Annotated in this window: 22 protein-coding genes and 1 pseudogene; 16 read left to right on the top strand and 7 right to left on the bottom strand. The window is 34.1% G+C overall.

Annotated elements, in window-relative coordinates:
* Positions 1–8 precede the first annotated feature (8 nt).
* Both TERY_RS22340 and TERY_RS37700 read right to left on the bottom strand, forming a co-directional pair.
* Positions 9–779 carry a hypothetical protein gene (locus TERY_RS22340; protein WP_011613912.1) on the bottom strand — a complete coding sequence of 257 codons (771 nt, stop codon included), beginning with the start codon at positions 777–779 and terminating at the stop codon, positions 9–11.
* Positions 780–1,666: 887 nt separating this feature from the next.
* Entirely contained in the window at positions 1,667–1,855 is a 189-nt protein-coding gene (locus TERY_RS37700) for a hypothetical protein (protein ID WP_370496117.1), read from the bottom strand.
* A gap of 290 nt (positions 1,856–2,145) precedes the next feature.
* Here TERY_RS37700 and hemC point away from each other — a divergent pair, with 290 nt between their 5' ends.
* The 6 genes from hemC to folE all read left to right on the top strand — a co-directional run bounded on the left by hemC (position 2,146) and on the right by folE (position 8,528).
* Entirely contained in the window at positions 2,146–3,108 is a 963-nt protein-coding gene (gene hemC / locus TERY_RS22330; protein ID WP_011613911.1) for a hydroxymethylbilane synthase, read from the top strand.
* A gap of 612 nt (positions 3,109–3,720) precedes the next feature.
* Positions 3,721–4,500, top strand: a complete 780-nt coding sequence (locus TERY_RS22325) for an MBL fold metallo-hydrolase (protein WP_011613910.1) — start codon at positions 3,721–3,723, stop codon at positions 4,498–4,500.
* Positions 4,501–5,003: 503 nt separating this feature from the next.
* Positions 5,004–5,504 carry a DUF3122 domain-containing protein gene (locus tag TERY_RS22320; RefSeq protein ID WP_011613909.1) on the top strand — a complete coding sequence of 167 codons (501 nt, stop codon included), beginning with the start codon at positions 5,004–5,006 and terminating at the stop codon, positions 5,502–5,504.
* Between the two features lie 184 nt (positions 5,505–5,688).
* On the top strand, positions 5,689–6,024 hold the full coding sequence (locus TERY_RS22315) for a c-type cytochrome (protein WP_011613908.1): 336 nt from the start codon (positions 5,689–5,691) through the stop codon (positions 6,022–6,024).
* Between the two features lie 762 nt (positions 6,025–6,786).
* Positions 6,787–7,770 (top strand): GTP-binding protein, encoded by a 984-nt coding sequence (locus TERY_RS22310; protein WP_011613907.1) that lies wholly within the window; start codon positions 6,787–6,789, stop codon positions 7,768–7,770.
* Between the two features lie 119 nt (positions 7,771–7,889).
* Entirely contained in the window at positions 7,890–8,528 is a 639-nt protein-coding gene (gene folE, locus TERY_RS22305) for a GTP cyclohydrolase I FolE (RefSeq protein ID WP_011613906.1), read from the top strand.
* Between the two features lie 884 nt (positions 8,529–9,412).
* Here folE and TERY_RS22300 read toward each other — a convergent pair.
* Positions 9,413–10,561, bottom strand: a complete 1,149-nt coding sequence (locus TERY_RS22300) for a glycosyltransferase (RefSeq protein ID WP_011613905.1) — start codon at positions 10,559–10,561, stop codon at positions 9,413–9,415.
* 1,339 nt (positions 10,562–11,900) lie between these two features.
* Here TERY_RS22300 and TERY_RS37695 point away from each other — a divergent pair.
* The 10 genes and pseudogenes from TERY_RS37695 to TERY_RS37685 all read left to right on the top strand — a co-directional run bounded on the left by TERY_RS37695 (position 11,901) and on the right by TERY_RS37685 (position 19,370).
* On the top strand, positions 11,901–12,194 hold the full coding sequence (locus TERY_RS37695) for a transposase (RefSeq protein WP_155994580.1): 294 nt from the start codon (positions 11,901–11,903) through the stop codon (positions 12,192–12,194).
* Positions 12,195–12,206: 12 nt separating this feature from the next.
* Positions 12,207–12,443 (top strand): annotated as a pseudogene (locus tag TERY_RS31425) (zinc ribbon domain-containing protein); the annotation flags it as partial.
* Positions 12,444–12,751: 308 nt separating this feature from the next.
* The gene (locus tag TERY_RS22290) at positions 12,752–13,945 is read left to right on the top strand and encodes an FAD/NAD(P)-binding protein (RefSeq protein WP_011613904.1); all 1,194 of its coding nucleotides are present in this window, start codon (positions 12,752–12,754) and stop codon (positions 13,943–13,945) included.
* 14 nt (positions 13,946–13,959) lie between these two features.
* A complete protein-coding gene (locus TERY_RS22285) occupies positions 13,960–14,733 on the top strand; it encodes a GTP-binding protein (RefSeq protein WP_011613903.1) in 774 nt (257 codons plus the stop codon).
* The gene (locus tag TERY_RS22280; RefSeq protein ID WP_011613902.1) at positions 14,730–15,545 is read left to right on the top strand and encodes a metallophosphoesterase family protein; all 816 of its coding nucleotides are present in this window, start codon (positions 14,730–14,732) and stop codon (positions 15,543–15,545) included. The genes TERY_RS22285 and TERY_RS22280 overlap by 4 nt, the downstream gene beginning before the upstream one ends.
* A 482-nt stretch (positions 15,546–16,027) precedes the next feature.
* Positions 16,028–16,327, top strand: coding sequence for an L-histidine N(alpha)-methyltransferase (locus TERY_RS22275; RefSeq protein ID WP_011613901.1), 300 nt, complete (start codon positions 16,028–16,030; stop codon positions 16,325–16,327).
* A gap of 217 nt (positions 16,328–16,544) precedes the next feature.
* Complete coding sequence (locus TERY_RS22270; protein ID WP_011613900.1) at positions 16,545–17,276, top strand: hypothetical protein; 732 nt, start codon at positions 16,545–16,547, stop codon at positions 17,274–17,276.
* 325 nt (positions 17,277–17,601) lie between these two features.
* Entirely contained in the window at positions 17,602–18,603 is a 1,002-nt protein-coding gene (hemB, locus tag TERY_RS22265) for a porphobilinogen synthase (RefSeq protein WP_011613899.1), read from the top strand.
* A gap of 360 nt (positions 18,604–18,963) precedes the next feature.
* On the top strand, positions 18,964–19,080 hold the full coding sequence (locus TERY_RS37690) for a hypothetical protein (RefSeq protein ID WP_370496110.1): 117 nt from the start codon (positions 18,964–18,966) through the stop codon (positions 19,078–19,080).
* 167 nt (positions 19,081–19,247) lie between these two features.
* On the top strand, positions 19,248–19,370 hold the full coding sequence (locus tag TERY_RS37685; protein ID WP_011613898.1) for a hypothetical protein: 123 nt from the start codon (positions 19,248–19,250) through the stop codon (positions 19,368–19,370).
* Between the two features lie 296 nt (positions 19,371–19,666).
* On the opposite strand, the gene TERY_RS22255 is transcribed toward TERY_RS37685, so the two are convergent.
* The 4 genes from TERY_RS22255 to rpsU all read right to left on the bottom strand — a co-directional run bounded on the left by TERY_RS22255 (position 19,667) and on the right by rpsU (position 23,926).
* Positions 19,667–21,055: an MFS transporter gene (locus TERY_RS22255; protein WP_011613897.1), complete on the bottom strand. Its 1,389-nt coding sequence runs from the start codon at positions 21,053–21,055 to the stop codon at positions 19,667–19,669.
* Positions 21,042–21,908, bottom strand: a complete 867-nt coding sequence (recO, locus tag TERY_RS22250) for a DNA repair protein RecO (RefSeq protein WP_011613896.1) — start codon at positions 21,906–21,908, stop codon at positions 21,042–21,044. The genes TERY_RS22255 and recO overlap by 14 nt, the downstream gene beginning before the upstream one ends.
* A 562-nt stretch (positions 21,909–22,470) precedes the next feature.
* Complete coding sequence (gene deoC / locus TERY_RS22245; protein ID WP_011613895.1) at positions 22,471–23,151, bottom strand: deoxyribose-phosphate aldolase; 681 nt, start codon at positions 23,149–23,151, stop codon at positions 22,471–22,473.
* 586 nt (positions 23,152–23,737) lie between these two features.
* A complete protein-coding gene (gene rpsU, locus TERY_RS22240; RefSeq protein ID WP_011613894.1) occupies positions 23,738–23,926 on the bottom strand; it encodes a 30S ribosomal protein S21 in 189 nt (62 codons plus the stop codon).
* Between the last annotated feature and the right edge of the window lie 213 nt (positions 23,927–24,139).

Below are 24,139 nucleotides of genomic sequence, written 5' to 3'. Positions count from 1 at the left end.
TCTTAAGGTTAGTTTGGACTGGACAATTCTCTAGCCACAGGATGATATTCGATCGCCATCCAGATGCAATCAGTCTCTGAATAATACTGATGCCAGGGATAAATATATTCTCCTTGCGCATTGATTTGACAAAAGGCAACAATTTGAGTGTATCCCTCAGTCATCAGCAGATCTTCATAGAGACTATCAAAACTGTGATCTTTGAACTTTTGCATCCGTCCCTGTCCAAAGATTTGTGTATGAATTTCCAAAAAGTCATGTTCATCATGAATAAGACAATCAGTATGGGAAGGAGCATACCATAGGTTTACTTTAAGAGTAAAATCTTCTTGAGTAGTTGGATGTGGTGATTGCCTTGTCAAAAAGAATGGATCTACTGATATCCTACCTGCTGTATATTGGGGAGATTTCCAAAGGGGTACATCTTTAGGAAAGTCAGAATCAGGGGAATTGCCCAATAAAGCCCACCCTTCTTCAAAAATAATCTTAGCAATGTTTCTCGTCTTTATTACTTCAAGCAAAAGTAGAGATTTTGCTCTTTCAACGACTATATCATTGAGAATAGTCGACGAGAAAGCTGGAATAATGCTTTTATGTTTTTCAATGCCTTTAACTTTTCTCTTGAAGAAAGCATCAGTTTCTTCAAGGTAAGCATCTGTCTCTTCGGGGTTGATGACGATAGTTCGGTTATGAATGTGATAGTTTTCCACATTTTTCACGTACTTCGCCTGTATATAAGTTGTCGAAAAGTTAAGTTCTTTGACTGTGTTAATTGTCATTTGTCAGAAAGAATAAAAAGATCTGTTAGTTAGTTCCTTATTCAACTACTTGGTATTTTTCATAGAGTAGAGAAGCAATAGTTTGGTATGTAATAATCCAATTTTGGACGACTGCTTTTTAGGGAACAGGGAACAGGGGATAGAAAATAGGTAAGAGTTTTAACAGTTTTATTTACTTTTTGATTTTTCGCAACTTATCTAGGACTTTTACATACCCTACATACGTTTACTTTTTGATTTTTCGCAACTTATCTAGGACTTTTACATACCCTACATACGTTTTAAAAATCACTTCCTAATTTACCAGGCATTGTATACAAGTTATTTCTTCTTTGTTTTTTCTTAAGAGTAATTTTTTTGCCCTGTCCCGATTATTTTTTTGAAATTTTCTAGATTAGTGTTCGTAGCAAAAATCATACTGCTTTTTAAGGAACAGGGAAAAGGGAACAGAGAGTAGGTAAGAGTTTTAACAGTTTTATTTACTTTTGATTGGTCGCAACCTATTTAGGACTACTATATATAGAACCCCTACAGGTATCTATGGGGTCCCCAACCTCTTAAGCATCAGTCGGATCAAACACAGATTAATCTTGGTTGTAGCTTTATTAAGAGTCCTTTCAAAGTTTTTGGTTATTTCAACATCTTTCCATCCAGGAGTTGCTTCATTTATTGGCCCATCTAACTTTAACGCAAACTTAACCTGTTTTTCCCAAATTTTCTTTCTCCAACTTTGATGGTAATAGGAATAGTTAAAACCGAATTTTGGTCAAATATATGCCGGATAAATTTTCTTTTCTATTACCTTTTCGGGGTGGTATCCATTGTCAACTCGCCATAGTAACTTTAGCAATGTTAACTGATTTAGATTTAAAGTAATCAATGTTGTCTTATAACATTTCAATAGCCCGTCCTTCATCAGAAACGGATCCTTTTGTACAATGGGCAAAAAAGGGAAAACCGAGACCATCCATCGCCTTATGTCTCTTAATTCTGTTAGTGGCCTCGTAAAAACAAAAACCTTTAGAGTCTACACTAGCATTACAAGTATTTTTCACTGCCTCTGGAGCGACGATCATAAGAGTTGCCCATTTGGTTTTTTTTACCTATTGGGATACTTGGCCATGCAAAAGGTCTGGAATCTTCTCTATAATTCCTTGATAACCCCACTGTTTGTAATGGCAAAAGGCTGTAGACTCAGAAGGTAAATCTTTAGGTAAATCAGAATTCCTGGGTTTATGACATTCGTTTTTTTAGTCTTCCTTCCAACATTAGCTTTTAACTTTTGACTTTTGATTTCAAATATTTAAGCCTCAATTTAAGGTAGTCTAGAAAGAACAATCAAACTTATTTATTTCAACATTAAGATATGACAATATCTGCCTCTACTCCTACCATTCGGATCGGTTCACGCAAAAGTCAACTCGCCTTAATTCAAACCTACTGGGTCCAAGAAAAACTTGAAAAAAATTTCCCAAATATTACATTTGAAGTCCACAAAATGTCTACCCAAGGAGATAAAATTCTAGATGTAGCTTTAGCAAAAATAGGAGATAAAGGGCTTTTTACTAAAGAACTAGAATTAGGAATGCTGCAAAATGAAACTGACCTAGCAGTTCATTCCTTAAAAGACTTACCCACAAACTTACCAGAAGGTCTAATTCTCGGTTGCGTCACCGAACGGGAAAACCCTGCAGATGCTTTAGTCCTCCATGAAAAATTAAAAGATAAACAACTTGAGACTTTACCAGAAGGTGCTGTCATTGGTACCTCTTCCCTAAGACGTTTAGCACAACTGCGCTACCACTTCCCTCACTTAGAATTTAAAGATGTTCGTGGTAACCTGAATACTAGACTAGCAAAATTAGATGCTGGTGAGTATGATGCTCTAATATTGGCTTTTGCTGGTTTGCATAGGTTGGGGATGAGCGATCGCATTCATCAAATTATACCTCCAGAAATTTCTCTTCATGCCGTTGGACAAGGTGCTTTAGGAATAGAATGTCGTGCCGGAGATAATAATATTCTCAATTTATTGAAAAGTCTGGAACATACTGCCACTGCTCAGAGATGTTATGCCGAACGTGCTTTTCTGAGAGAATTAGAAGGAGGCTGTCAAGTTCCCATTGGTGTTAACACCCAAATAGAAGGAGAACAACTAACTTTAACTGGTTTAGTCGCTAGTTTAGATGGTAAGAAATTAGTTAAGGATATTGTAACTGGAGCCACTGCTGATGCAGAACAAATAGGCATCGAATTAGCTCAAAAACTAAGAAAACAAGGCGCCCAAGAAATCTTAGATCAAATTTTAGCAGAAATTAACCGTAGTTAATTTTGAAGTTATCCATAAAACAATATGGTTCAGTTAAAGATTTTTTTTTGTAGTTTTGTAATTTGAAAAGCTGATCTCATGCTTCCACACTACAAGAGTTTTGCTCTGATCTCAACTGAACTGTGTTGGGTTATACCTGTTATTATTAGCTACCCTCTCAAAGGTGACTTATACAAACTTGAATACATTAATGTTAACTTTTTATCAAACTTTAGTGATTCAATATTAGTTATTAAATATTAGTTATTAAATATTAGCTATTAAACATTAGCTATTCAATAATTAGTACAAATAAAATCACCTTTTTCTTCCCTTTAGCCAAGTTAAAATTAATAATTTTGAACTCAACATTAGTTAAATACCCGCCTTAAATATGGAGAACAAAATATACATCTTAGTAAATTATTCACACCTCCACAGTCTTTGATTTTAATTTAGGAAATCTATTTGCACTCATAACAAAACCATCACTTCCTAAAAGGCATTAAAAATCAACCACTATTCTGTTCATTATCATTACCCAATATTTTCCCCTGTCATAACCCCCCTACTTACTGCCTTTGTAATAAATCGTTACAATAATAATGATAAAGCGTAACTCATATAAACACTATGCACTTAACTTGGTTAGACAGTAATTCCTGGCTAATTGAAATTAGAAGTAAACAAATACTCATAGATCCTTGGCTCGTTGGCCCCCTAGTTTTCGGAAATCTATCTTGGTTGTTTAAAGGAGAAAGACTCACACCCCGTAATATTCCAGAAAAAGTAGACCTTATTGTATTATCTCAAGGACTAGAAGACCACGCTCACCCAGAAACTCTTAAGCAGCTAGACAAAAACATTCCTGTTGTTGCCTCTCCGGCCGCAGCAAAAGTAGTGCAAGAGTTAGGTTACTCTCAAGTAATTACACTTGAGCATGGCCATACCTATGCTTTTGAAAATAGCATTGAAATTAGAGCAGTTCCCGGCTCACTAGTGGGCCCAACTTTAGTAGAAAATGGTTATATTCTCAAAGACCTGAGCACTGGGAACACAATATATTATGAGCCCCATGGCAGCCATTCTGAAAAAATCAAAGAATTTGCACCTGTAGATGTTGTCATTTCCCCAGTTATCAGTTTGAACTTACCATTAGTCGGGCCAATAATTAAAGGAAATGAAAGTGCATTACAAGTAGCTCAATGGTTAGAACCTCAAATTATGCTACCTACAGCAGCAGGGGGCGATATAGACTTTCAAGGACTATTAATATTTTTCCTCAAAGAAAAAGGAAATATTAAAGAAATACAGTCTCAGTTGGTTAAAAGTAATTTAGCAACAAAAATTATCGAACCCAAACCAGGAGAACGTTTTGAATTGGAGTTAGAAGAACGAGTATTAACTCATTAGTATTAATTTGTTTTAGCCAATATCTTTCAAAAGTTTCTTAATATTGAAAGTTATTGGCTATGATCAGCATTTAGTCCTCAGCTAGCCTCCTTGGTCGGAAATATATTTTTCATGTTCCGTAGCCAAACATCTATTACTTTTTGTTTGTAATAAAAACTTTATTTAGGGCTTGTTGATTAAATATAAAAGTATTAAAGCATAGATATTTTAGCATTTTTTAGACTTTAAAAATTTGCTATGAAAGACTTAAATTACTGTAGCACCAAAGCTTTGAACCCTAAAGATTTAACTTTTAAATTTCCACCTTTTGATGGGAGACAAAGGGGGAGATTTTTTAAATTTTAAATAGGTAAATTTTCACTTTTAATTAAAATTTTTAGCCCTGAAAATATCAAATTTAAATTTTAACCTTTGAATAGGTTAACTTTGAATTGTAATTTTTACTTAACCCCTTGGGCTAGTTAACTTGTAACCTTAATTATTATCAAGTAATTAATCAAAAAATGAGAAAAATTACTTTAATTTTCACCCTAATATTATCCCTATATTTAATAATATTTAATCCTCAGAATGCCCTAGCTTCTATTCATAAATACCCTGAATCTTCTATACAAATAATGTATCGTTCTCAACAAAGTTTGCGAGATATTTCAGACCGGGCATGGCAAGCAGTATTATACAAAAGAATCAAATCTGGTCAATTAAAAAATTTAAATTTACGACTAGTAGGTTTTCCTGGAATGATAAAATTAGCTAATTCCCAAAAATTGCAAATTACGACTGGCACTGGTAAGGTATGGAAAGCAGATAATGTTTTGTTAGACTCATCTTTTCCTCCTAATGTTGCAGAATATAATTTTCTTGAGGTCATGAAAAATTTAGATTATGATACTCCACTGCGACTACATTTATCTTTACAAGATTCTAGTATAGCTGAAATAGTAGTACCTATATTTGCTGTGAAAGAATGGCGTCAATTATTTGAAAAAATTGATTTTTGGTGACCAAAATTTAGATTAACCTCGGTTATTAATAGTCATAAATTTAACAGTTTTTAGCTAATGTGAGTAGGAAGTAGAGAGTAAGGTTTGCTACCAAGATATATAGTAATAATTCCTATGTTTGTATAAAATTCTTAAAACTATTTCTCTTACTTACTGAAATTAGTCTAAATTTATTAAGGTAAAAATGAAAAAAATAATTACAGTTTGCTTGTTAATATTTATATTAATAAACATTATTAAAATACCCACTGTATTAGCAACAGAAATAACACAAGGCGCAGAAGTTTTTCAGATTCATTGTGCAGGTTGTCATGCCAAAGGAGGCAATATTGTTAAATGGTGGAAGAACTTAAAAATAAGAACTTTGAAAAGAAATAAATTAGATTCTGTTGAGGCGATAGCTTACTTAGTTAAGAATGGGAAAAATAATATGTCAGCTTACAAAGACCGTTTAACAGAAATAGAGATACAAACAGTATCAGCCTATGTATTGAAACAGGCAGAAAACCGTTGGAATTAATAGACTTATGTATGAAAAATGTAATATTTGAACATACCTAATATTTAAACATATAGTCTCTATAACTTAAATATATACTCTAGTTTTACTAAATCTCGGAGATGCATATTTAAGAGTATTTGTCAAAATTTGAAAATACTATACAGTAATCCTTAAATAGATAAAATAATCACTCAATCTAAGACAGAGCAATAATTTCATCCTTCCAAGTCCAATAACTATAATCCTTAAGATAGCAAAATTTTTCACGATTTTTTAGTTGATAAAACAACGAACTTTATATTTAGTCTTAACTGAGGTAGGCATTAGTAGGGATGTTCTATAGAACGCCCCTACAATAGTTTTTGTGCTTAGGAGTGCGTTCCATCTTTCTGAAAATCAAATATCATCTCTTAGGGTTAATATGTATATAGCTTAACAAACAGTTATTCAAAAATTAGATTGAGTGATTTATTACTATTCAATGAAGATTTTCCAGAATCTCTATTGACTAGATGTAATATTTTGATTATGATAATAATTATTGCAATAATTTATAGGCTTAATGGCCATAATTAAGGAAAATCAGCCAATAGAATCTCTTGAATAAACTATAAATATAAATTTTCTACCTAGCTAGTTAGTAACTCATCTATAAGGATAATTGACAATTATTATGACAGGTTTTCTTGTTAGTGACAAAACCACCTTACTCAATCGTATTATTCATGATAAACAAGGTTTTTGTTTGAGTAGCTACCCTCGTAAATAAATTTAGCAGTAATGAATAATTCACTAGAATTAAATATTCCTAAAAGAGGGATGCCAGTTACTATTATTACCGGATTTTTAGGTAGTGGTAAAACAACCCTGATAAATCAAATTTTGCAGAATAAGCAGGATTTAAAAGTCGCAGTATTAGTTAATGAATTTGGGGATCTTAATATAGATACCCAGTTATTAACAGATATGAACGATAATATGATAGAACTTAGTAATGGTTGTATTTGTTGTACTATCAATGAAGGATTAGTAGATGCAGTATATCAAGTTTTAGAAAGCGATAAAAAAATAGATTATTTAATTATAGAAACTACTGGTGTAGCAGATCCTTTGCCAATTATTTTAACTTTTTTGAGTACAGATTTAAAAGATTTAACTCACTTAGATTCTGTACTGACTTTAGTGGATTGTGAAAATTTTACACCAGACCATTTCGATAGTGAAGCAGCTTTTAAACAGATTGCTTATGGGGATATTATTATACTCAATAAAATAGATTTAGCCTCCCAAGATAAAGTAGATTATTTAGACTCTTATATTAAAACTATAAGAAGTGGAGCTAGGATTTTAAGAAGTGAGCACAGTAATATACCATCATACTTAATTTTAGATGTAAATATATCAAGGCTTCAGCCTTATTCTCTAGAGGACAATAACGATCACTCAAAACTACAAAAAAATCCTAAAGATCATCTGATAAATGATGGTTTTATGTCTGTTTCATTCCAAAGTACAAGACCTTTTTCTGCCCTGAAATTCCAACATAATTTTATAGAGGAATTGCCAGATAATGTATTTAGAGCCAAAGGAATTCTTTGGTTCCAAGAAAGTGAATCAAAACATATATTTCAATTGAGTGGTAAGCGCTATGAGATGGAAATAGATGAATGGTCAACCACTCCGACAAATCAGCTAGTATTAATTGGGCGAAATTTGGATCCATTAATAATTCAACAAAACTTAACAAATTGTCTAACTATGTGATAAATTAATATTGGCTATTCATAAACACAGATAATAGTCCTTATAGTTCATCTAAACTTTATGAGGGAAAATATCTGTCAAACCGTTCAACAAAACATTAAGCTTAAAGCCTTTCAACTATGAATTTACCAACAGTTCCAGATTTTGTTTCTCCCAATGACTTGAAAACGAAATATCAGACTTCGGTTACAGAAGCTGAAATGGTGCAAGCGGTAAGAACTTTATTAATAGGACTAGGAGAAAACCCAGATCGAGAAGGGTTATTAGATACTCCTAAACGAGTGGTAAAAGCACTAAAATTTCTCACTTCAGGTTATAATCAATCTCTAGATGAACTGCTCAATGGAGCTGTTTTTAGTGAAGATACCTCAGAGATGGTTTTAGTTCGAGATATCGATCTTTTTAGCTCTTGCGAGCATCATATTCTCCCTATTATTGGTCGCGCTCATGTAGCATATATTCCCAATGGAAAAGTTATTGGGCTATCAAAAATTGCTCGAATTTGTGAAATGTATGCCCGACGTTTACAAGTTCAAGAGCGTCTAACAGCACAAATAGCTGATGCACTTCAAGGGTTACTTAGACCTTTAGGTGTTGCTGTAGTTGTTGAAGCAACTCATATGTGTATGGTCATGCGTGGAGTACAAAAAACTGGTTCTTGGACAACTACTAGCGCTATGCGTGGTGTTTTTGCTGATGACGTGAAAACTCGTCAAGAATTTATGAGTTTAATTAAACATAGTCATAATTTCCATTAGTTTTTTTAAGTTAAGTGATGAACCCAAGTTAAGCGACAATAAGTAAAAGTTGCTTATTCAGGACTTATACAGAAATACTATATCTAGGGGGGTTAAAGGTAAAATGCCTTTATAGGGTGTAAGAACGTTTAACCCCTACAGACGGTGTATATTTCGATCTGTCTCCATAAGTCCTGTTAATATTAAAATTTCTCATGAGGACAGAATAAAAGACGCTAATACTCAAATTAGATGAGAAAAGACGAGATTTTTTTGTTCCATACTTTAAGAATTGGTTTGAGCGACTTACTCACTGGAGTTAAGACAAAATTTCTGAATATTTTTTTGTGAAAAAAGAAGGTAATTAACCAAAAATTGAGTCTATGTTATCTGATTTTCGGCTTTTTTTGGTGATATTTTTTCGTTTTTTTTGACTACAAAATCACGGTTTTTTTGTACTTCTTAGTTTTTTTAACTTTTTTCTAATCAGTCGATTTTTCAAGAGGTTTGGTAGTTTTAGCAGGAGTTATAATATCAAGTAAAAGTCTCAACATTGATAATGCCATCTTTTCAGGGGTTAAGTTTTTTTGAGGCAAATACCTAGGAAGACGATGCTCTTCAAATCGATCTTTAGCAAGCCATAGTTGCCAAGAGGGAAAAATTTCAACACCGACTTACTTGCTCAGTAGTTGCCCATAAGTCAATGTTACGAGGTTATTGCGAGTTTAACAGACTACATTTTACTTATGTTAAGTCTTTAATTAAACTCTCACCTGTAGTTTTTTCAACACTTAAAACATTGAATTAGACCTACTTATTTACTACTAATCAAATATTCCACTGTTGCTTGTTAGATAACACTTTTGTTTGTTTGTTTTCCCAAAAAATTTTACTATTACACATCATTAAATTAAACTTTTCAATTCCAAATTTCTTTCTTGCAAAACTTCATTATAAAGCATTTCCAATTGAGTAATATTTCGACTCAGAGTATAACGCTCCAAAACCCTTTGGCGAGCTTTTTGCCCCAAAAGAATATTTAACTCAGGATGATCCCTAAATAAAGGAAATAAAGTTTGTAATTGGCTAGTAACATTATGAGTATTCAAAATTATACCAGCCCCTTTTTCCAAAACCTCACCATCAGCACCTGCGTCTGTAGCTATACAAGCTAAACCACAAGACATTGCCTCCAGTAAAGCCAAAGATAAACCCTCCACTAGAGAAGGTAAAATAAATACATCAGCACCACGCAAAATTTCTATTCGTCGTTGCTCATCACTCACATACCCAAACCAACTAACTCCTTTAACATCTCCATAAAACATTTGTAGAGAAGGAGCTAATGGCCCATCTCCAACGATCGCTAGACAACTATCATTAGCCATATCGGAATGTTTCCAAGCTTTGAGCAGAGATTCAATATTTTTAGCTGTAGATATACGGCCCAAATATAGAAATATCAGGCTAGCATTTAACTTAGTTTTTAGACTAGAGACACCAGGAGAATACTTATCTATATTTACCCCATTAGGAATAACTGCAACCTTTTTGCGCGGAACCCCCAATTTTATTAGTAAATCTTTCTGTATTTCTGAAAAAATAATTACTCGGTCATAATTTGCCAGAAAAGGAGCATAGAGTTGATAGGCCAAAAATTGGGTTCCAGATTTAATATTCCGTGGTTTACTATCAAATTGGGCATGAAAAGTAGCTACTAAAGGAATATTCAATTCCTCACAAATTTCGGGTAACAAAAAATCCAAAGGAGAGAGGGTCAGAGATGCATGAACAATATCGGGCTTAAGTTTTTGTAGAGCCTGACTTAAGACTTTGCTAGATTTAAAACTTGGTATCGTATAACCTTGAGACTTGTAGATACAAGGTAGATGTACTTCTTCACATACAGGCCATTTTTCCAGGTCAGCATCATCAGTGGCAAAGTGAAGGAAGCTTACCTGATAACCTCTATCTAAGAGAGCATTAGTTATTTCTCTAGAGTAGGTAACGTTGCCACAAAAAGGATATTTTTTTCCAAGCCAAGCAATATGCATTCAGATGAACAGGCAGATATTATTATTGAGTGATTTTTATCGTGGACAGACAAAAAAACATCTCGGGTGTGTAAATAATACCATCTGTTATCTAAAAAGTTAGATAAGTCTAGCTATTAGTCAGGAGTCATTATTAATGAGTCAGGAGTCATGGGTTAGGACAGATAGAATCTCATATTTTTTCTGTATTTAATTTAATCTTCATTCATTATTTCAGCGATCGCCAAAATTAAAGGTTTTAACTATTAATTTTTACTTCTAGTTTAATTCTTTTTTTACTTTGTCATCAATCTCTGACAAAAAAAGGCAAAAAATTCCTAAAATAGGTCACAGAATTTCAACAGTTTCGACTTTTCTATGGCTATATAAATGAAGGAAATAATGGACTAGAAAGTGGGAATTTCGAGAAAGAGCTATTGCTAGCTAAGACTTATAGCTATCTCAAGGTTAGAAACTTTCTCAAAAAACGATAAATGCTGTAAGCAAATTCCAATAATACTTTTAGCCTTTAAAGCCAATAGTTTTTTACGAGAACTTTGTACTCTCAAGTAATGGAGTTTAGTACCTAAAAAGATTTTCAAGCCTCAACAATAACTATTTCGTTGTTTAGGCAGGGGATCTCCTCATGTTGATTTAACGATGGTGAACTAATTTTTCTAAGTTATCCTTATAATTGTTTGACTTATTTATAACTATATGATAAAAAAAATTACTTACTTAAAACAATATACAAACAAACTCAGATTATTTGCGCCAGCTCGCAAACAGAATTTTTCCTGGATCATACTGCCCAGACGGCTCACATTAACAGCAAATAGTCTATGACCTTGACAGAGAAAGTATTACAGTGTTTTTGGCTAATTGTTGGCCATATAATGTCCAATTCATTGCCTTTTTGATAGTAAAAGCTAGTGTTATTCCTAATTGATTTGCTTTCTCTAGTTAATAATATATATATAAAAATTTTTTTTCTTCATTAATCAGTATATATATATTGAATATATATACCCTCTATATATGAAACATTAATGACTTTATTATTTACTTATATTGTTATTTTTTTAAATATGTATTAACAATGCAATTTACAGAAATATTTTTCCTTATAAAGTTGATAAAAAAACCCAGAATCAATTGACTAAAATTTTAGATGAAAAGGTTTTAAATATCAATAATTACAACATTATTTAGCTCTAGGTATAAATAGTAAATATAATAGATATTAACGTAATTAGTAATTTAATTAATAAAAATGTTTATAGTCTTATAGCGTCAAAAAAAACTAGCAAAATATTTGAGAAATAAGCTGTAGATGTTGGTCTTATAATTTTTTTTTGTTATTTATAATAATGAATCAGTTGCAGCTCCTAAATACTTGATAAAGTCTGAAGGAAAACTCAAGCTAGCACAAAAGAAAGTATCTAGAAGAAAGAAAGGTTATAAACGTAGACAAAAGTCAATTAAACATTTAGCTAACAAACATAGAAAACTAGCTCATACCGGAAAATATTTACCCTTGAAAACTGCTAATAATTTGTCATATAAATATGACATTATTGCAGTAGAAAAGCTAAATATAAAAGATATGGCTAAATCTAGATTAGCTAAGTCTATATATGATGATGCAGGATAGAGAAATTTCCAGACTATTTTAACTAACAAAGACGAAAAAGCTGGTCAGTTAGTTGTAGAAATTAAACCTCATAGAACGTCAACTAAATGCAGTAACTGTGGGGATAAATTCAATAAAACTTTGGCTCAAAAACAGTACCAATATCCTAACTGTAATTTATCAATTGGTAGAGACTTAAATGCTGCAATTAACATCAAAAATAGAGCAAAACTATTAATTAAAGATTTGCTACCACCAATCAAATTTTAATTCTACAAAGGTTTCAATTGAGCCTATTTACGCATCAATTGGAGAGGTAAGGCATTCCTTGTTAGTTCAGTTTATGTCTACATAGTAGAGGCGCTGAAAAGCTGGCTTTGTAGCTTGTATCAAAGTCGGGAGTGTATCACAGTTTTTAGTCTAGGCATCAAAAAGCTTACAACTTATTTGTAACTAATGTGAGCTGTTGACGCAGTATAACCAGGGAAAAAATCTACTTTGCGAGTCCTTACAGGTATATATATAATTAATAAAAAAAAGAATGATAATCATTCTTAAAATTATTGTTTTTTAATTGTATGTCCTTACCAATACAAACCAAGATGGCCATTGTAGGTGCGGGACCCCATGCCCTAACTTTGGTAACTCATCTGTTGCAAAAACGGAAAAAGTATCACCATAAAATAATAGTATTTGACCCCAGTGCCACTTGGATGAGTCAGTGGCGACAGCAGTTTGCAGCCCAAGAAATACCCCACTTGCGATCCCCCGCCGTTCACCATCCAGACCCAGATCCCTATTCCCTGCGTCGGTTTGCAGAAAATCGCCCAAACGAACTATTCCCCCCCTACGACTTACCTGGAACAAAACTATTTCAAGAATTTTCCCAAGATGTAGTTAGTCGCTGGCAGTTAGAAGACAAAGTATACAAAGCATCAGTGACAAACATTGTTCCCATAACCTACCGAGGGAACCCTCAGTTTCGAGTTGAATTAGATGATGGCAACTCAACCATAGCTGGTCAAGTAATTATGGCCAATGGTGGGGGAAAACCTCAACTTCCAGAATGGGCGAAAAAAACTCCTACTCCCTATCCAAACCAATGCCTTTGTCACTCCCACCAAGTAGACCTGCGAGGCTTGCGACTCAGAGGTGAAAAAGTGCTAATTATCGGTGGGGGCTTAACTAGCGGTCACTTAGCATTAGGAGCCTTAAAACGAGGCGCAAATGTAACCTTGATGGTCAGACGTCACCTCAAAGAGAAATTATTTGATGCGGAACCCGGTTGGTTAGGTCCAAAATATTTAAAAGGTTTTAGCGCCGAAACTGACTGGCAAAAACGATGGCAGTTAATTCAAGAAGCACGAGATGGCGGTTCTATGACACCAGCAGTAATGACTAAGTTACGCCGTTACCAACATCAAGATGAGTTATCTATTTTTGAGGAATGTCAAGTAATAAGTGCTGAGTTTGTCAGCGATCGCTGGCAATTAAAATGTGATGATGGAATGATGAGAGAATACCATCGTATCTGGTTAGCAACAGGTACAAAACTTGATGTTAGAAAACAACCTATCTTAAAAGAAATTTTGCATACCCACCCACTAGAAATAGTGAATGGTTTACCAGTATTAGATGAATATTTGCGCTGGTCTGGTTGCGAACTATTTATTATGGGTGGGCTAGCTGCTTTGCAAGTAGGGCCTGTCGCCAGAAACCTATCGGGGGCAAGAATGGCAAGTGGCCGCATTGTATCAGCATTGAAAAGTTGAGCTATGGAAGAAAAATGTCAAAACCTATAATTACTGTAGTAGCTGGCCCACCGGGTGTCGGCAAAACAAGTTTTATTCGAAAACAAATCCCTAAAGCTAATTCCGCTGTCTATTTTAGCCCTGGTACCGGCAATGTTCCCATTGACCAAACCTGTCTGGCTACAGAATTTCCCCATCTAAAAATTATTTCTGATGCTCAAGAGTCACAGCTCATAGAATATCTTGCTAATGGTGCAGTTGCTTTTGTCGAATTAGGATTTTATTTAGAATTAGATGCAATGTCATCACTGCTTGATACTATTCCTAGCAGTCGTATTGCCATTATCCCACCAGGAACAAAAAATAGTGAATGGCATCAGTGGGCAAACGAAACTGTAGAAGGGTTGGCTATTGAGAGCAATACTAATAACTGTCAGATCTGGCGATCGCCTACCCAGGGTCAAGTAATTGATCCGGCCAGTGTAGATATTTTTTGGTATGAAGAATTAACCGCAGGTGCTTATGGTAAAATAATTCGTGCTAAAGCAATTTTTGATATTGCTGATGGACGTGCTTTTTACTTTGATTTTGTACTAGGAAAAGAGACAGAATATCAAGAATTAAATTTACCAAGGTGGCTAAAAGGTAGACCAGAACGTTTTAGTGGAATTGAAGTTTTTGGTCATAACTTAAATCAAAAAGCTTTGGCGGAAAGTTTACAAGATTGTTGTTTGCCTGATGCAACAATTTTAGCTTATCAACAACAAGTGAAAGAAACATTAGGAATTACAGAGGAAGAATTAGTATGAAAATTGCAGTTATGTCTTGCATTCATGGTAACTATGAAGCTTTAAATTCTGTATTAATAGATATAGAAAAACAGAAAGCAGAGAAAATTTTCTGTCTGGGAGATTTGGTCGGTTATGGTCCCCATCCTAATGCGGTTGTCGAGCAAATTCGCAGTTTAGATATTCCCACAGTTTTAGGTTGTTGGGATGAGGATATTGTGGAGGGATTAAATTCTTGTGAATGTAGTTATCCTTCTTTATTAGCAGAGAAACGTGGCAAGTTAGCCCACGAATGGACTAATCAAGAAATTCACCCAGAAACTCGAGAATATTTAGGGTCTTTACCTCATAGTTTGAAAGAGGAAAATATGTGTTTTGTTCATGGTAGTCCTCATAGTAACCATGAATATTTATTACCAGATTTATATGGATTTTTAGCAGTTGAAAGGGTAGTTAGTAGTGGTGCTGATGTGTTGTTTTGCGGTCATACTCATGTGCCTTATGTTCGTACTCTTGATGCTAGTCAACTATCAGTTAAAGTTAGTAGTTTTGGGAGGGAAAATTTAGAGTCAAATACTTGTATTGCTCCTATGAAAAAAATTGTTAATGTTGGCTCTGTAGGAGAACCTCGCCATGGCAGACCGAATGCTACTTATGTTATTTATGATAATGAAACAGGGGAAGTAAATATTCGAGAGATTCCCTATGATTATCAACTTACTTGTGAAGCTATAGTTAATAAGGGGTTGCCAGAAATTTTTGCTTGGCGTTTGGCAAAGGGTTTAGAATATGCTGAAAAAGCTGATGATCCTACTCATATTTGTGAGAGATAATTAATTAGGAGTTGGTTGTTGACTTGTAATTATTACAAGTTTTGAGTTGAAAGTGCTATCTATTTTAGATTATGAAAAAAAAGATGCTAATTTAACTTGAGAGTTTGGAAAGCAAAGCCCCAAAAACAATTTATAAATTATCTGAAGATAAAATTCTAGGAAATTCAGGCAAAGATAGTTACAGTCCACTTACTAACTAAAACTTATATTTCAATACGGTTCACTTAAGGATTTTTTTGGCATTTTTGTAGTTGGAAAATTCTATATAATCATTCCATCTCTTATGAGTTTTCGTTTTAACTAAACTGTATTGAGCTTTAGTGTATCTCAAGAGCAAATATTATGATAGATTTTAATGCCTGATGCCTTTCTGATGCAAAATTTCTATTTTTAGGAAACAGGATACTAATCAAAATTAGTCGTCATTAAGAAAAGCTTATAATGATAGAAAAATGGCAAAGTTGATACTTAGTATTTGATATTTGATCAATGGCGATCTACCAGTTTATGGGTTCGATCCAACTACATTTAATTATGATTTTAATTGGGTAGCTGAAACTCATTGTTTAGAACATAATGTCAGAGCAACTGAAGAACACAACTTTGTTCTAGATGGCATTCCGATAAATATTAAGAAAGGCACAAAATTTCATCTATTAAGTTATTATAAATATCCCGTAGGTTATTTTAAAAATCAGGCTATAAAAGGAGGATTAAAACCCATAGATTATTTTATTGATGAAAATCAACCCATGGTTATTCATGTTTTAGGAGTTAGTTAGAATAACGATAAGGTTAAGTTAAGAATTTTTTTGACATTTCGGTAATCTGAATATTTACTCTTATGGTATGAAATCATAAGAGTTTGAATCTTATCTGAACCGTATTGACTTATAACCAAGCAAAGCAATATTTTTTGAAACAAGTATTATTGTTTTATGGCTGATAAAAACTAATTAATGTCACTTTATCTAATCTAAAAAAAAAGCAAAAAATTATATGAGTTACTGGGCAATTTTAACTAAGATAGAAGGAAATATAACAGCTTATGATGCTGTAATAGCTGATATAAAAAAGCAGAAGTATTTGGTAGAAGACTTATATATTTTGGGGGATATTGTCGGGCTAAATATAGATTGCAAAAAATTAGTAGAGCGAGTACGTTATCCAAAACAAAACGAACTTAAACCCAAAGTATGTATGGGATGGTGGGAAGAACAATGTTTAATTTTACATGGATTAACTACCACAGCCGAACCAACAGAATTAATAGCAGAATATGGTATGAATACTGTGAAAATATTATGGGACAATGTGGATAGAGAAACAGTAGAATGGTTAAGAAGTTTGCCCTTTGGTTTTTCTGAACTTGACTGTTTATTAATTCATGGTAGCACTCTGGGGGTCAGCGATAAATTGACTCCCGATACTCCACCGATACAAATGTTAGATAGATTAATGCGTTTTGGCGTTAATAATTTATTTTGTGGTCGCTCCGGTTTAGCTTTTAAATATCAGTTGGAAAATGGTTCGGTGAGTAGTGGAGTGACAAAGTTGGGAGCTGAAGTTGGTGCTATTGAGACAACATCATCTACTCAAACTTTGACGACACCCTATCAGGTTATAGGGGTAGGTAATGTGGGAAGTTTGCCGGGAAATGCTACTTATACTCTTTATAACCCTAATACTAATGAGGTTTCCTTTAGAAGCGTAACTTATAAAAATACATAGCTTATTTAGTTGAAAAAAAAGTTAATTTTTTCCCAAAAAATGAGGAATTAGCCTTATATATTTTTTCATTAATTTTATCGCCATTGTCTGATAAAAATGCTGATTTTTTGTAGCTATGAGCAATCGCAAAACATGTACTTTTTTCTACTCATAAACACTAAAGCTTTTATCTATAAATGATTTCATAGTTAATCAGCAGAGCAATAATTATATGATCCTACTTAATTTGAGATCGGATGGAGATTATCCCTTATCTCTATTGACTAGATGTGAATTTTTGATTATGATTAATCACTATCAAAATTATTAGGCAAGTAATCTACCCATGACAGAAGTAAATTTGTCCACAGAATCTCCCGTCGTACGTCCCCGTCGTCTTCGTCGCACTCCTGCTTTGCGACGCATGGTTGAAGAAACCCAGTTGACAGTCAACGATCTAATTTATCCATTGTTTGTAATGGAAGGAGAAGGGCAAAAAGTCGAGGTTGTTTCCATGCCAGGCAGTTATCGCTATACTCTAGACCTACTGCTCAAAGAAATAGAGGATGCTTATAATTTAGGAATTAATGCGATCGCTTTATTCCCCCTAGTTGCGGAAGCTAAAAAAGACAATTTTGGCACCGAAAGCTACAACTCAGAGGGTTTAATACAAAGAACTGTAAGGGCGATCAAACAAACAATACCAGATATTGTTGTCATTACTGATGTAGCCCTTGACCCCTATTCCAGCAAAGGTCATGACGGTATTGTAGGGAAAAATGGAGTCATTCTCAACGACCCTACTGTAGAAGTTTTGGTTAAACAAGCACTATCTCAGGCCGAAGCAGGTGCCGATATCGTCGCTCCCTCAGATATGATGGATGGGCGTATTGGAGCAATTCGCAAAGCTCTGGATGCTGCTGAATACTTTGATGTGGGAATACTTGCCTACTCTGCTAAATATGCCTCAGCTTATTATGGCCCGTTTCGGGATGCTTTGGACTCTGCACCGAAATTTGGGGACAAAAAGACTTATCAAATGGACTCTGCTAATGCTAGGGAAGCCCTCAAAGAGGTGGCTTTGGATATTGCCGAAGGTGCAGATATGGTAATGGTCAAGCCTGCCCTCGCTTATTTAGATATTATTTGTGAGGTAAAAAAGACAACAAATCTACCTGTAGCTGCTTATAACGTTAGTGGGGAATATGCCATGATTAAGGCTGCTGGTGAGAAGGGTTGGATAGATGAAAAAAAGGTGATGTTGGAAACTTTAACCAGTATGAAACGGGCTGGTGCGGATTTGATTTTGACTTATTTTGCTAAGGAAGTTGCATTAATTTTGAAATAGGAAGAAATTCTAATGACCAAAAAAGAAATAGGAGAATTCCTTCAAGAGGGAATACCTGTTAGTATTATTATTGGTTTTCTTGGTAGTGGGAAAACAATATGACTCAATCATATTGTTCAAAATAAATAAGATTTAAGGGTTGCTGTTTTCGTCAATAAGTTTGGAGATATTGATATAGACAGTCAACTTCTGATATCTATTGAAGAGGATATGGTTTAGCTCAATAATGGTTGTATTTGCTTTAGTCTAAATCATGGTTTAGTAGAAGCGGTTTATTGAGTATTAGCTTTAGGTATAGATAAAAAGATTGATTATTTAGTAATAGAAACTACGGGAATAGCTGACCTCTTTCCAATTATTTTGACATTTTTGGAGACAGATTTGAGAGAATTAAATAGAATAAATTCGATTTTGACTGTGGTGGATGCTGAAACTTTTTTTCCCAATTATTTTGACAGTGAAGCGGCTTTAAAATAGATTGCTTTTGCCGACTTGTTTTCCTGAATAAAACTGACTTATTTTCTGCAAAAAGACTAGGGGAGTTAGAGTCAAATATTAAATTGATAAAAGAGAAAGCAAAGATATTGCAGACTGAGTATAGTCAACTGCTATTACCCTAAATTTTAGATGTAGGTTTGATACCTGTGTCGGAATATATTCAGTCTCAAAAATATCAGTCTGAGCATTTAGAAAATGATGGATTTATTGCTGTATCTTTTGAGAGCGATCGCCCCATAAATGTATTTAAGTTTGAAAAGTTTCTCTAACATATTTGGGGTGATTTATTCCGAGCAAAAGGTATTCTTTGGTTAGATGATATTGAGTTTAGACATATCTTTCAAATTAGTGACAAAACTAGACATTAGAAGCAGATGAAACTTGTTTAAAACCTAACAAAAATCAGTTAGTATTTATTAGTTTTTATTTAGATAATAATCAAATTTGGGATGGATTAAATGAATGTTTATAGGTATTTAGCTATTCCGTCGAGTAGTCGCGCGCTCTACTGATAGGTCAGCGTCGAGTTGTTTTATACACAAATAAAATAGGATTGCTATAACAACTATTCTAAAGTCGGTATAGAAAAGAGACTGAAGAAAATACCAGCTGTTATTGCAGCTCCTGCTAACCCAAGCAAAACAGTAGATAAACCTAGAAAAGTTTCTGCCACTCCCACTAAAGCCAAAGGTAAACTCAGAGCAATATTAACTACATTATTCTGGAGACCAAATACTTTTCCCCGCATTTCTTCAGGAGTTTCAGCCTGAACAGTAGTTTGCATTGGCACTCCTACTACTGCACCAAACATTCCTAAAATACCAATTAACACCATAGCTGCCCAAAACTCTTGGTTAAATATAGATAAACCAACTAAAGAAACTGCCATTCCCATAGACCCTATCAAACTAAGTTGGAAATGAGATAACCAATGTCCAAGTTGACCTACTATTCCAGCACCAATACCCAAACCCACTCCAGCAGCAGCTAATAATAACCCAAATTCTTCAGCTTCCATACCAGGAATAATTTCTGCCAAACGTACTGCCAAGACCGCCAAAGCTGCAAAAATCGAAAATAAAATAATTTGCTGAATAATGGCATTACGAACTCGATGATGATTTTTCAGGTAACGCAAGCCATCTCGCAAGTCTTCCAGAATATGGGTTTTTTCCTTTTCTGTCCTGTCTTTCTTTTCCCCAGTTTTGAGTAAAATTAATAGTAAACCAGCGATCGCGTAACTTCCCCCTACCACAAATTCTTTACCGAAAGCTTTCCCAAAACTAATTTGGGCAAATATTTTATCTGCAAATTCTAACAAAGGGTCTCCCATTGCAAAGCCAATAATTACAGAAGCCATCATTGTAGTAGTGTAAAGGGAATTTGCCGAAAGTAGATATGGCTTTTCCACAATTAGAGGAATAACTGCTTGTTCCGCAGGGGCAAAAAATTGAGTCAGAGTAGAAACCAAAAAAGTTAATAGTAACATTAGGCAAAATCCCAAAGGTAAATTACCTAGATTAAAATCATTAGATAGCCACAATATCATTGGTAAGATCAGAACCAAACCACCTCTGACAATATTTGTCACAACTAAAACAGCTTTTTTTGGCCACCTATCCACATAGATACCAGCTGCAGCTCCAAATAATACTGCGGGAATAGTAAAAGCAATCATAATTGCTGAGACCCACCCACTTATAGTTTGGTCTGTTGCTTGGAATTGATTAGCAATAATAGTAATCATTAATACCAGGTAAACTTTGTCTGCCAGTTGAGAAAATACTTGACCGCCCCAGAGGATTAAGAATTTACTATTTTTCAGAACTGGTAAAAACCCACGTTCGGGTTCTTTAACTGATAATAATGCTGGAGAAATAGGTTCTGTATTAGATGAGTTTTCTTTTTTAAGTTGTTTTGGTTTATTTGTTAAATCTGAATCAGATAGTTGCATTGTTTATTAAAGGAGATATGGATTTTAAATAAGTATCAATCAATTCTGCAGAGCGAATAGAATAACCTAAATGATACTGGGTATATTTTCTTAAAAGTTGTTCCACTTTTACCCAATCTTGATAAGAAGTAAGTTTAACTATAGTCTGAAGTTGAGGTTGTGGTAGCTGCTGAAGTAGTGAAAGTTGATTAGCATTAATGAGAGTGTTAATTTTGGTACTTAAGTAATAGTCTGACAAATCTTTACAGAAAGATTGTACAACAGAAGTCTCATCAACTTTAATAATTCCTCCTGCATCTATACTGAATCCGACTTGCCATTTAGAATTATTAAAATCTGGCTGTAATTCATTTCCTGTAGCACAACACTGATGGACTTGGGGTGCTATTCCCTCTATGGCGAGTAAATGATAGATACCATGAGCTAAAAATGCTATGAGTTGGGTTGACCAGAGTCTGTCAGTTTTATGTTGTAGTTGTTCTATACGTTCCAAGTGTTCGTTTAGTAGATGGAAAAGTTCAGTTTGAGGATTTTCCTTCAGAGCTATTTGTTGAACTAATTCTGCTAAATATTGACCTGCCGCTAGTTTTCCCAGGTTTTGACTAAGGCCAGTGTAAGAGGTTATGGTTTCTGCTTGGTTAATTCTGTCAAGCGATCGCCCTTTAGATATTAATAATTGATTTACTACAAATAGTTCACCTCTACCCCCCAGTTTAGATTTTTGTTTCCTCACTCCGGGAGCTACTACTCGAATCAAGCCATATTCTGGAGTTAAGATAGTTAATAAACGGTCTGATTCTCCTAAAGCCATAGCTTTGAGGTTTATTCCTGTTGCTTTATAGAGTTTGGCCATATAATTAGTAGAAGTTAGGAGTAGGGCATTAGAGATGAGAGAGTAACTATAGTACTACTCACAACTCGAAAGTCAAAATTAATTTATGACTCAGGTGCACAGGTGCGGAAATTTTCCCCAAAAATGATTAAAATCAGTGTGTACACCCTAAATACTTAGTGCTAATACTTCCCAGGTGTATGGTTTGGGCTCAGGAAACTAAGGCGAGTATTATAAATATCAACATTAGCCTAAGTAGGGTTGGACTGAATCAAAATATCATCCTAAACAGCTTTAAAAACAAGCGGGTACATAACTTTAGTGTTTGCACCTATTAAACTAGAGCTATGGGGTTCGATTTATAATACTTGTAGTAATAATTGCTCTAAGCAACAAGTAACAGAGAATCAAAGTTTTTTTCAGGTTTAAACTATAGCGCAGGACATACTAGAGATGGCTCAAGGAAAAGACCCAACCCTTGGGGAGAGAACAATTCGATATGATTAAATGTCCCAAGTTGAAAAAATAGGGAAACTTTTATGAGCTTTCCTACCTTCACCTCTTTTTAATTCTGAGTTTTGACTTATTCCAATTCCGACTGGTTATTTTGTTGGTTGAGCAATTCTAGACCACGGGATGTACCCAACCTAGTCGCACCAGCCAAAACTAGGCTTACTGCTTGCTCGTAGGTTTTAATTCCTCCTGCCGCTTTAATTCCAACATTAGCCTTAGTTATTTCTTTGAGTAGTTTTACATCTGCCACTGTTGCCCCACCATACCACCCAGTATTTGTGGCAATAAAAGCTACACCCGCATCCATCAAAACCTCTATCACTAAATACTTTTCATCTTTGGTAAGCAAAGCCATTTCTAAAATAGCTTTAACTGTTTTACCAGTTTCTTCACGTATTTCAGCTATTTCCCGATGTAATTGGGACATTTCACCTGTTTTAATATAAGTCAAATTAACCATTACATCTAATTCTGAAGCTCCATTTTCTACCGCTTCTAAAGCTTCATATAGTTTTGTTTTACTAGTAGCAGTACCATTTGGAAAATTAATTACTGTAGAAACTTTAGGACTTTTAGTACTAAGTAAATCTACTACTTTTCTTACATGACAAGGGTATACACAAACTGATGGAAATCGAAATTTGTCAGCTTCAATACAAAATTTTGACACTTCCTCTGGGGTAGCAGTAATAGTTAATAAGGAGTGGTCAATAAAAGGAGCAATATCAATTGCTTGCTGATCTACAACCATAGTTTTTTCTCTATCAAAATATAGGGTTAGATTCAGTAATTAAATTAATCTTAAATTTAACAGAAAATTAGTTATAAGTAGTTATTACAAATTAATAACACATCCATATAAGCTAAATTATTAACCTTCTTATGGACTCAAGTAATTAGGACTAGCTGAAAAAAACTAAACGCATTTACTTAAATATTACTAAGTACTTTTTTTGTGAGAAAAATATATAATAAGTTATTACTAAGTTCGATAATAATAGAGGATTTTTAGCTATTAAGGGGATAAAAATTGAAATAAAATACTTTCGAGCATGTCCTCTGTAATTTATATTTTCTATACCTCTATGCCTCAATATCTTATCAGCTATCCTCACTGATAAAACTTCAGTATACAAGCCCTAATTAGGATAGTTAAATAATAATACAAAAGCACTTGTATTAAGTACAATATTTCAATATGTAGCTTGATATTTTTAGCGCCATAGGAGACGCCTATCTGCGTCTCCAAACAAGCTTTTTTAATACCTTCAAGTATCGCCTATCGACTTATAAAGTCACCAATTTAGGGTGGGGATCGCTGAAAATAAACTTTTTTCTTAATAGCGAGAACGTCTCTTCCTTTGCTTCTGTAATGCCATTGCTTTACGCTTCCGTTTTTCAATCGGCGTTTCAAAGTGACGATGCTTTTTCATATCTGGGAATATTCCCGCTTGAGAAACCTGTCTTTTAAATCGACGTAATGCAGATTCAATGCCCTCGTTTTCTCCTAGTATCACTTGCGTCATTAATGTATCATCCTCCAATTATTGAGATTTTTCTTCTTTTTTCTGGTGCAAAAGTAATTAGTCTGGTGCCATTTTTATAAACCAAGACTACTCTCCTATGACTATTGCTTCTAAGGTTCTTAGGTTCTTAGACACTTAATTTTATTTGCTTTTGTATATTAGCATAGATTATTTACCCATCATCATAAATTCTAAAATTACTCAACCCCTTAT

This window comes from Trichodesmium erythraeum IMS101 (genome assembly GCF_000014265.1).
GTDB classification, from domain to species: Bacteria; Cyanobacteriota; Cyanobacteriia; order Cyanobacteriales; family Microcoleaceae; genus Trichodesmium; species Trichodesmium erythraeum.
This window is presented reverse-complemented; position numbering and strand designations above follow the sequence as displayed.

What these genes read in the sequence shown, in the direction of transcription:
- TERY_RS22340 (WP_011613912.1), bottom strand. Translation starts at nt 779, where the DNA reads ATGACAATTAACACAGTCAAAGAACTTAACTTTTCGACAACTTATATA.
- TERY_RS37700 (WP_370496117.1), bottom strand. Translation starts at nt 1,855, where the DNA reads ATGATCGTCGCTCCAGAGGCAGTGAAAAATACTTGTAATGCTAGTGTA.
- hemC (WP_011613911.1), top strand. Translation starts at nt 2,146, where the DNA reads ATGACAATATCTGCCTCTACTCCTACCATTCGGATCGGTTCACGCAAA.
- TERY_RS22325 (WP_011613910.1), top strand. Translation starts at nt 3,721, where the DNA reads ATGCACTTAACTTGGTTAGACAGTAATTCCTGGCTAATTGAAATTAGA.
- TERY_RS22320 (WP_011613909.1), top strand. Translation starts at nt 5,004, where the DNA reads ATGAGAAAAATTACTTTAATTTTCACCCTAATATTATCCCTATATTTA.
- TERY_RS22315 (WP_011613908.1), top strand. Translation starts at nt 5,689, where the DNA reads ATGAAAAAAATAATTACAGTTTGCTTGTTAATATTTATATTAATAAAC.
- TERY_RS22310 (WP_011613907.1), top strand. Translation starts at nt 6,787, where the DNA reads ATGAATAATTCACTAGAATTAAATATTCCTAAAAGAGGGATGCCAGTT.
- folE (WP_011613906.1), top strand. Translation starts at nt 7,890, where the DNA reads ATGAATTTACCAACAGTTCCAGATTTTGTTTCTCCCAATGACTTGAAA.
- TERY_RS22300 (WP_011613905.1), bottom strand. Translation starts at nt 10,561, where the DNA reads ATGCATATTGCTTGGCTTGGAAAAAAATATCCTTTTTGTGGCAACGTT.
- TERY_RS22290 (WP_011613904.1), top strand. Translation starts at nt 12,752, where the DNA reads ATGTCCTTACCAATACAAACCAAGATGGCCATTGTAGGTGCGGGACCC.
- TERY_RS22285 (WP_011613903.1), top strand. Translation starts at nt 13,960, where the DNA reads ATGTCAAAACCTATAATTACTGTAGTAGCTGGCCCACCGGGTGTCGGC.
- TERY_RS22280 (WP_011613902.1), top strand. Translation starts at nt 14,730, where the DNA reads ATGAAAATTGCAGTTATGTCTTGCATTCATGGTAACTATGAAGCTTTA.
- TERY_RS22270 (WP_011613900.1), top strand. Translation starts at nt 16,545, where the DNA reads ATGAGTTACTGGGCAATTTTAACTAAGATAGAAGGAAATATAACAGCT.
- hemB (WP_011613899.1), top strand. Translation starts at nt 17,602, where the DNA reads ATGACAGAAGTAAATTTGTCCACAGAATCTCCCGTCGTACGTCCCCGT.
- TERY_RS22255 (WP_011613897.1), bottom strand. Translation starts at nt 21,055, where the DNA reads ATGCAACTATCTGATTCAGATTTAACAAATAAACCAAAACAACTTAAA.
- recO (WP_011613896.1), bottom strand. Translation starts at nt 21,908, where the DNA reads ATGGCCAAACTCTATAAAGCAACAGGAATAAACCTCAAAGCTATGGCT.
- deoC (WP_011613895.1), bottom strand. Translation starts at nt 23,151, where the DNA reads ATGGTTGTAGATCAGCAAGCAATTGATATTGCTCCTTTTATTGACCAC.
- rpsU (WP_011613894.1), bottom strand. Translation starts at nt 23,926, where the DNA reads ATGACGCAAGTGATACTAGGAGAAAACGAGGGCATTGAATCTGCATTA.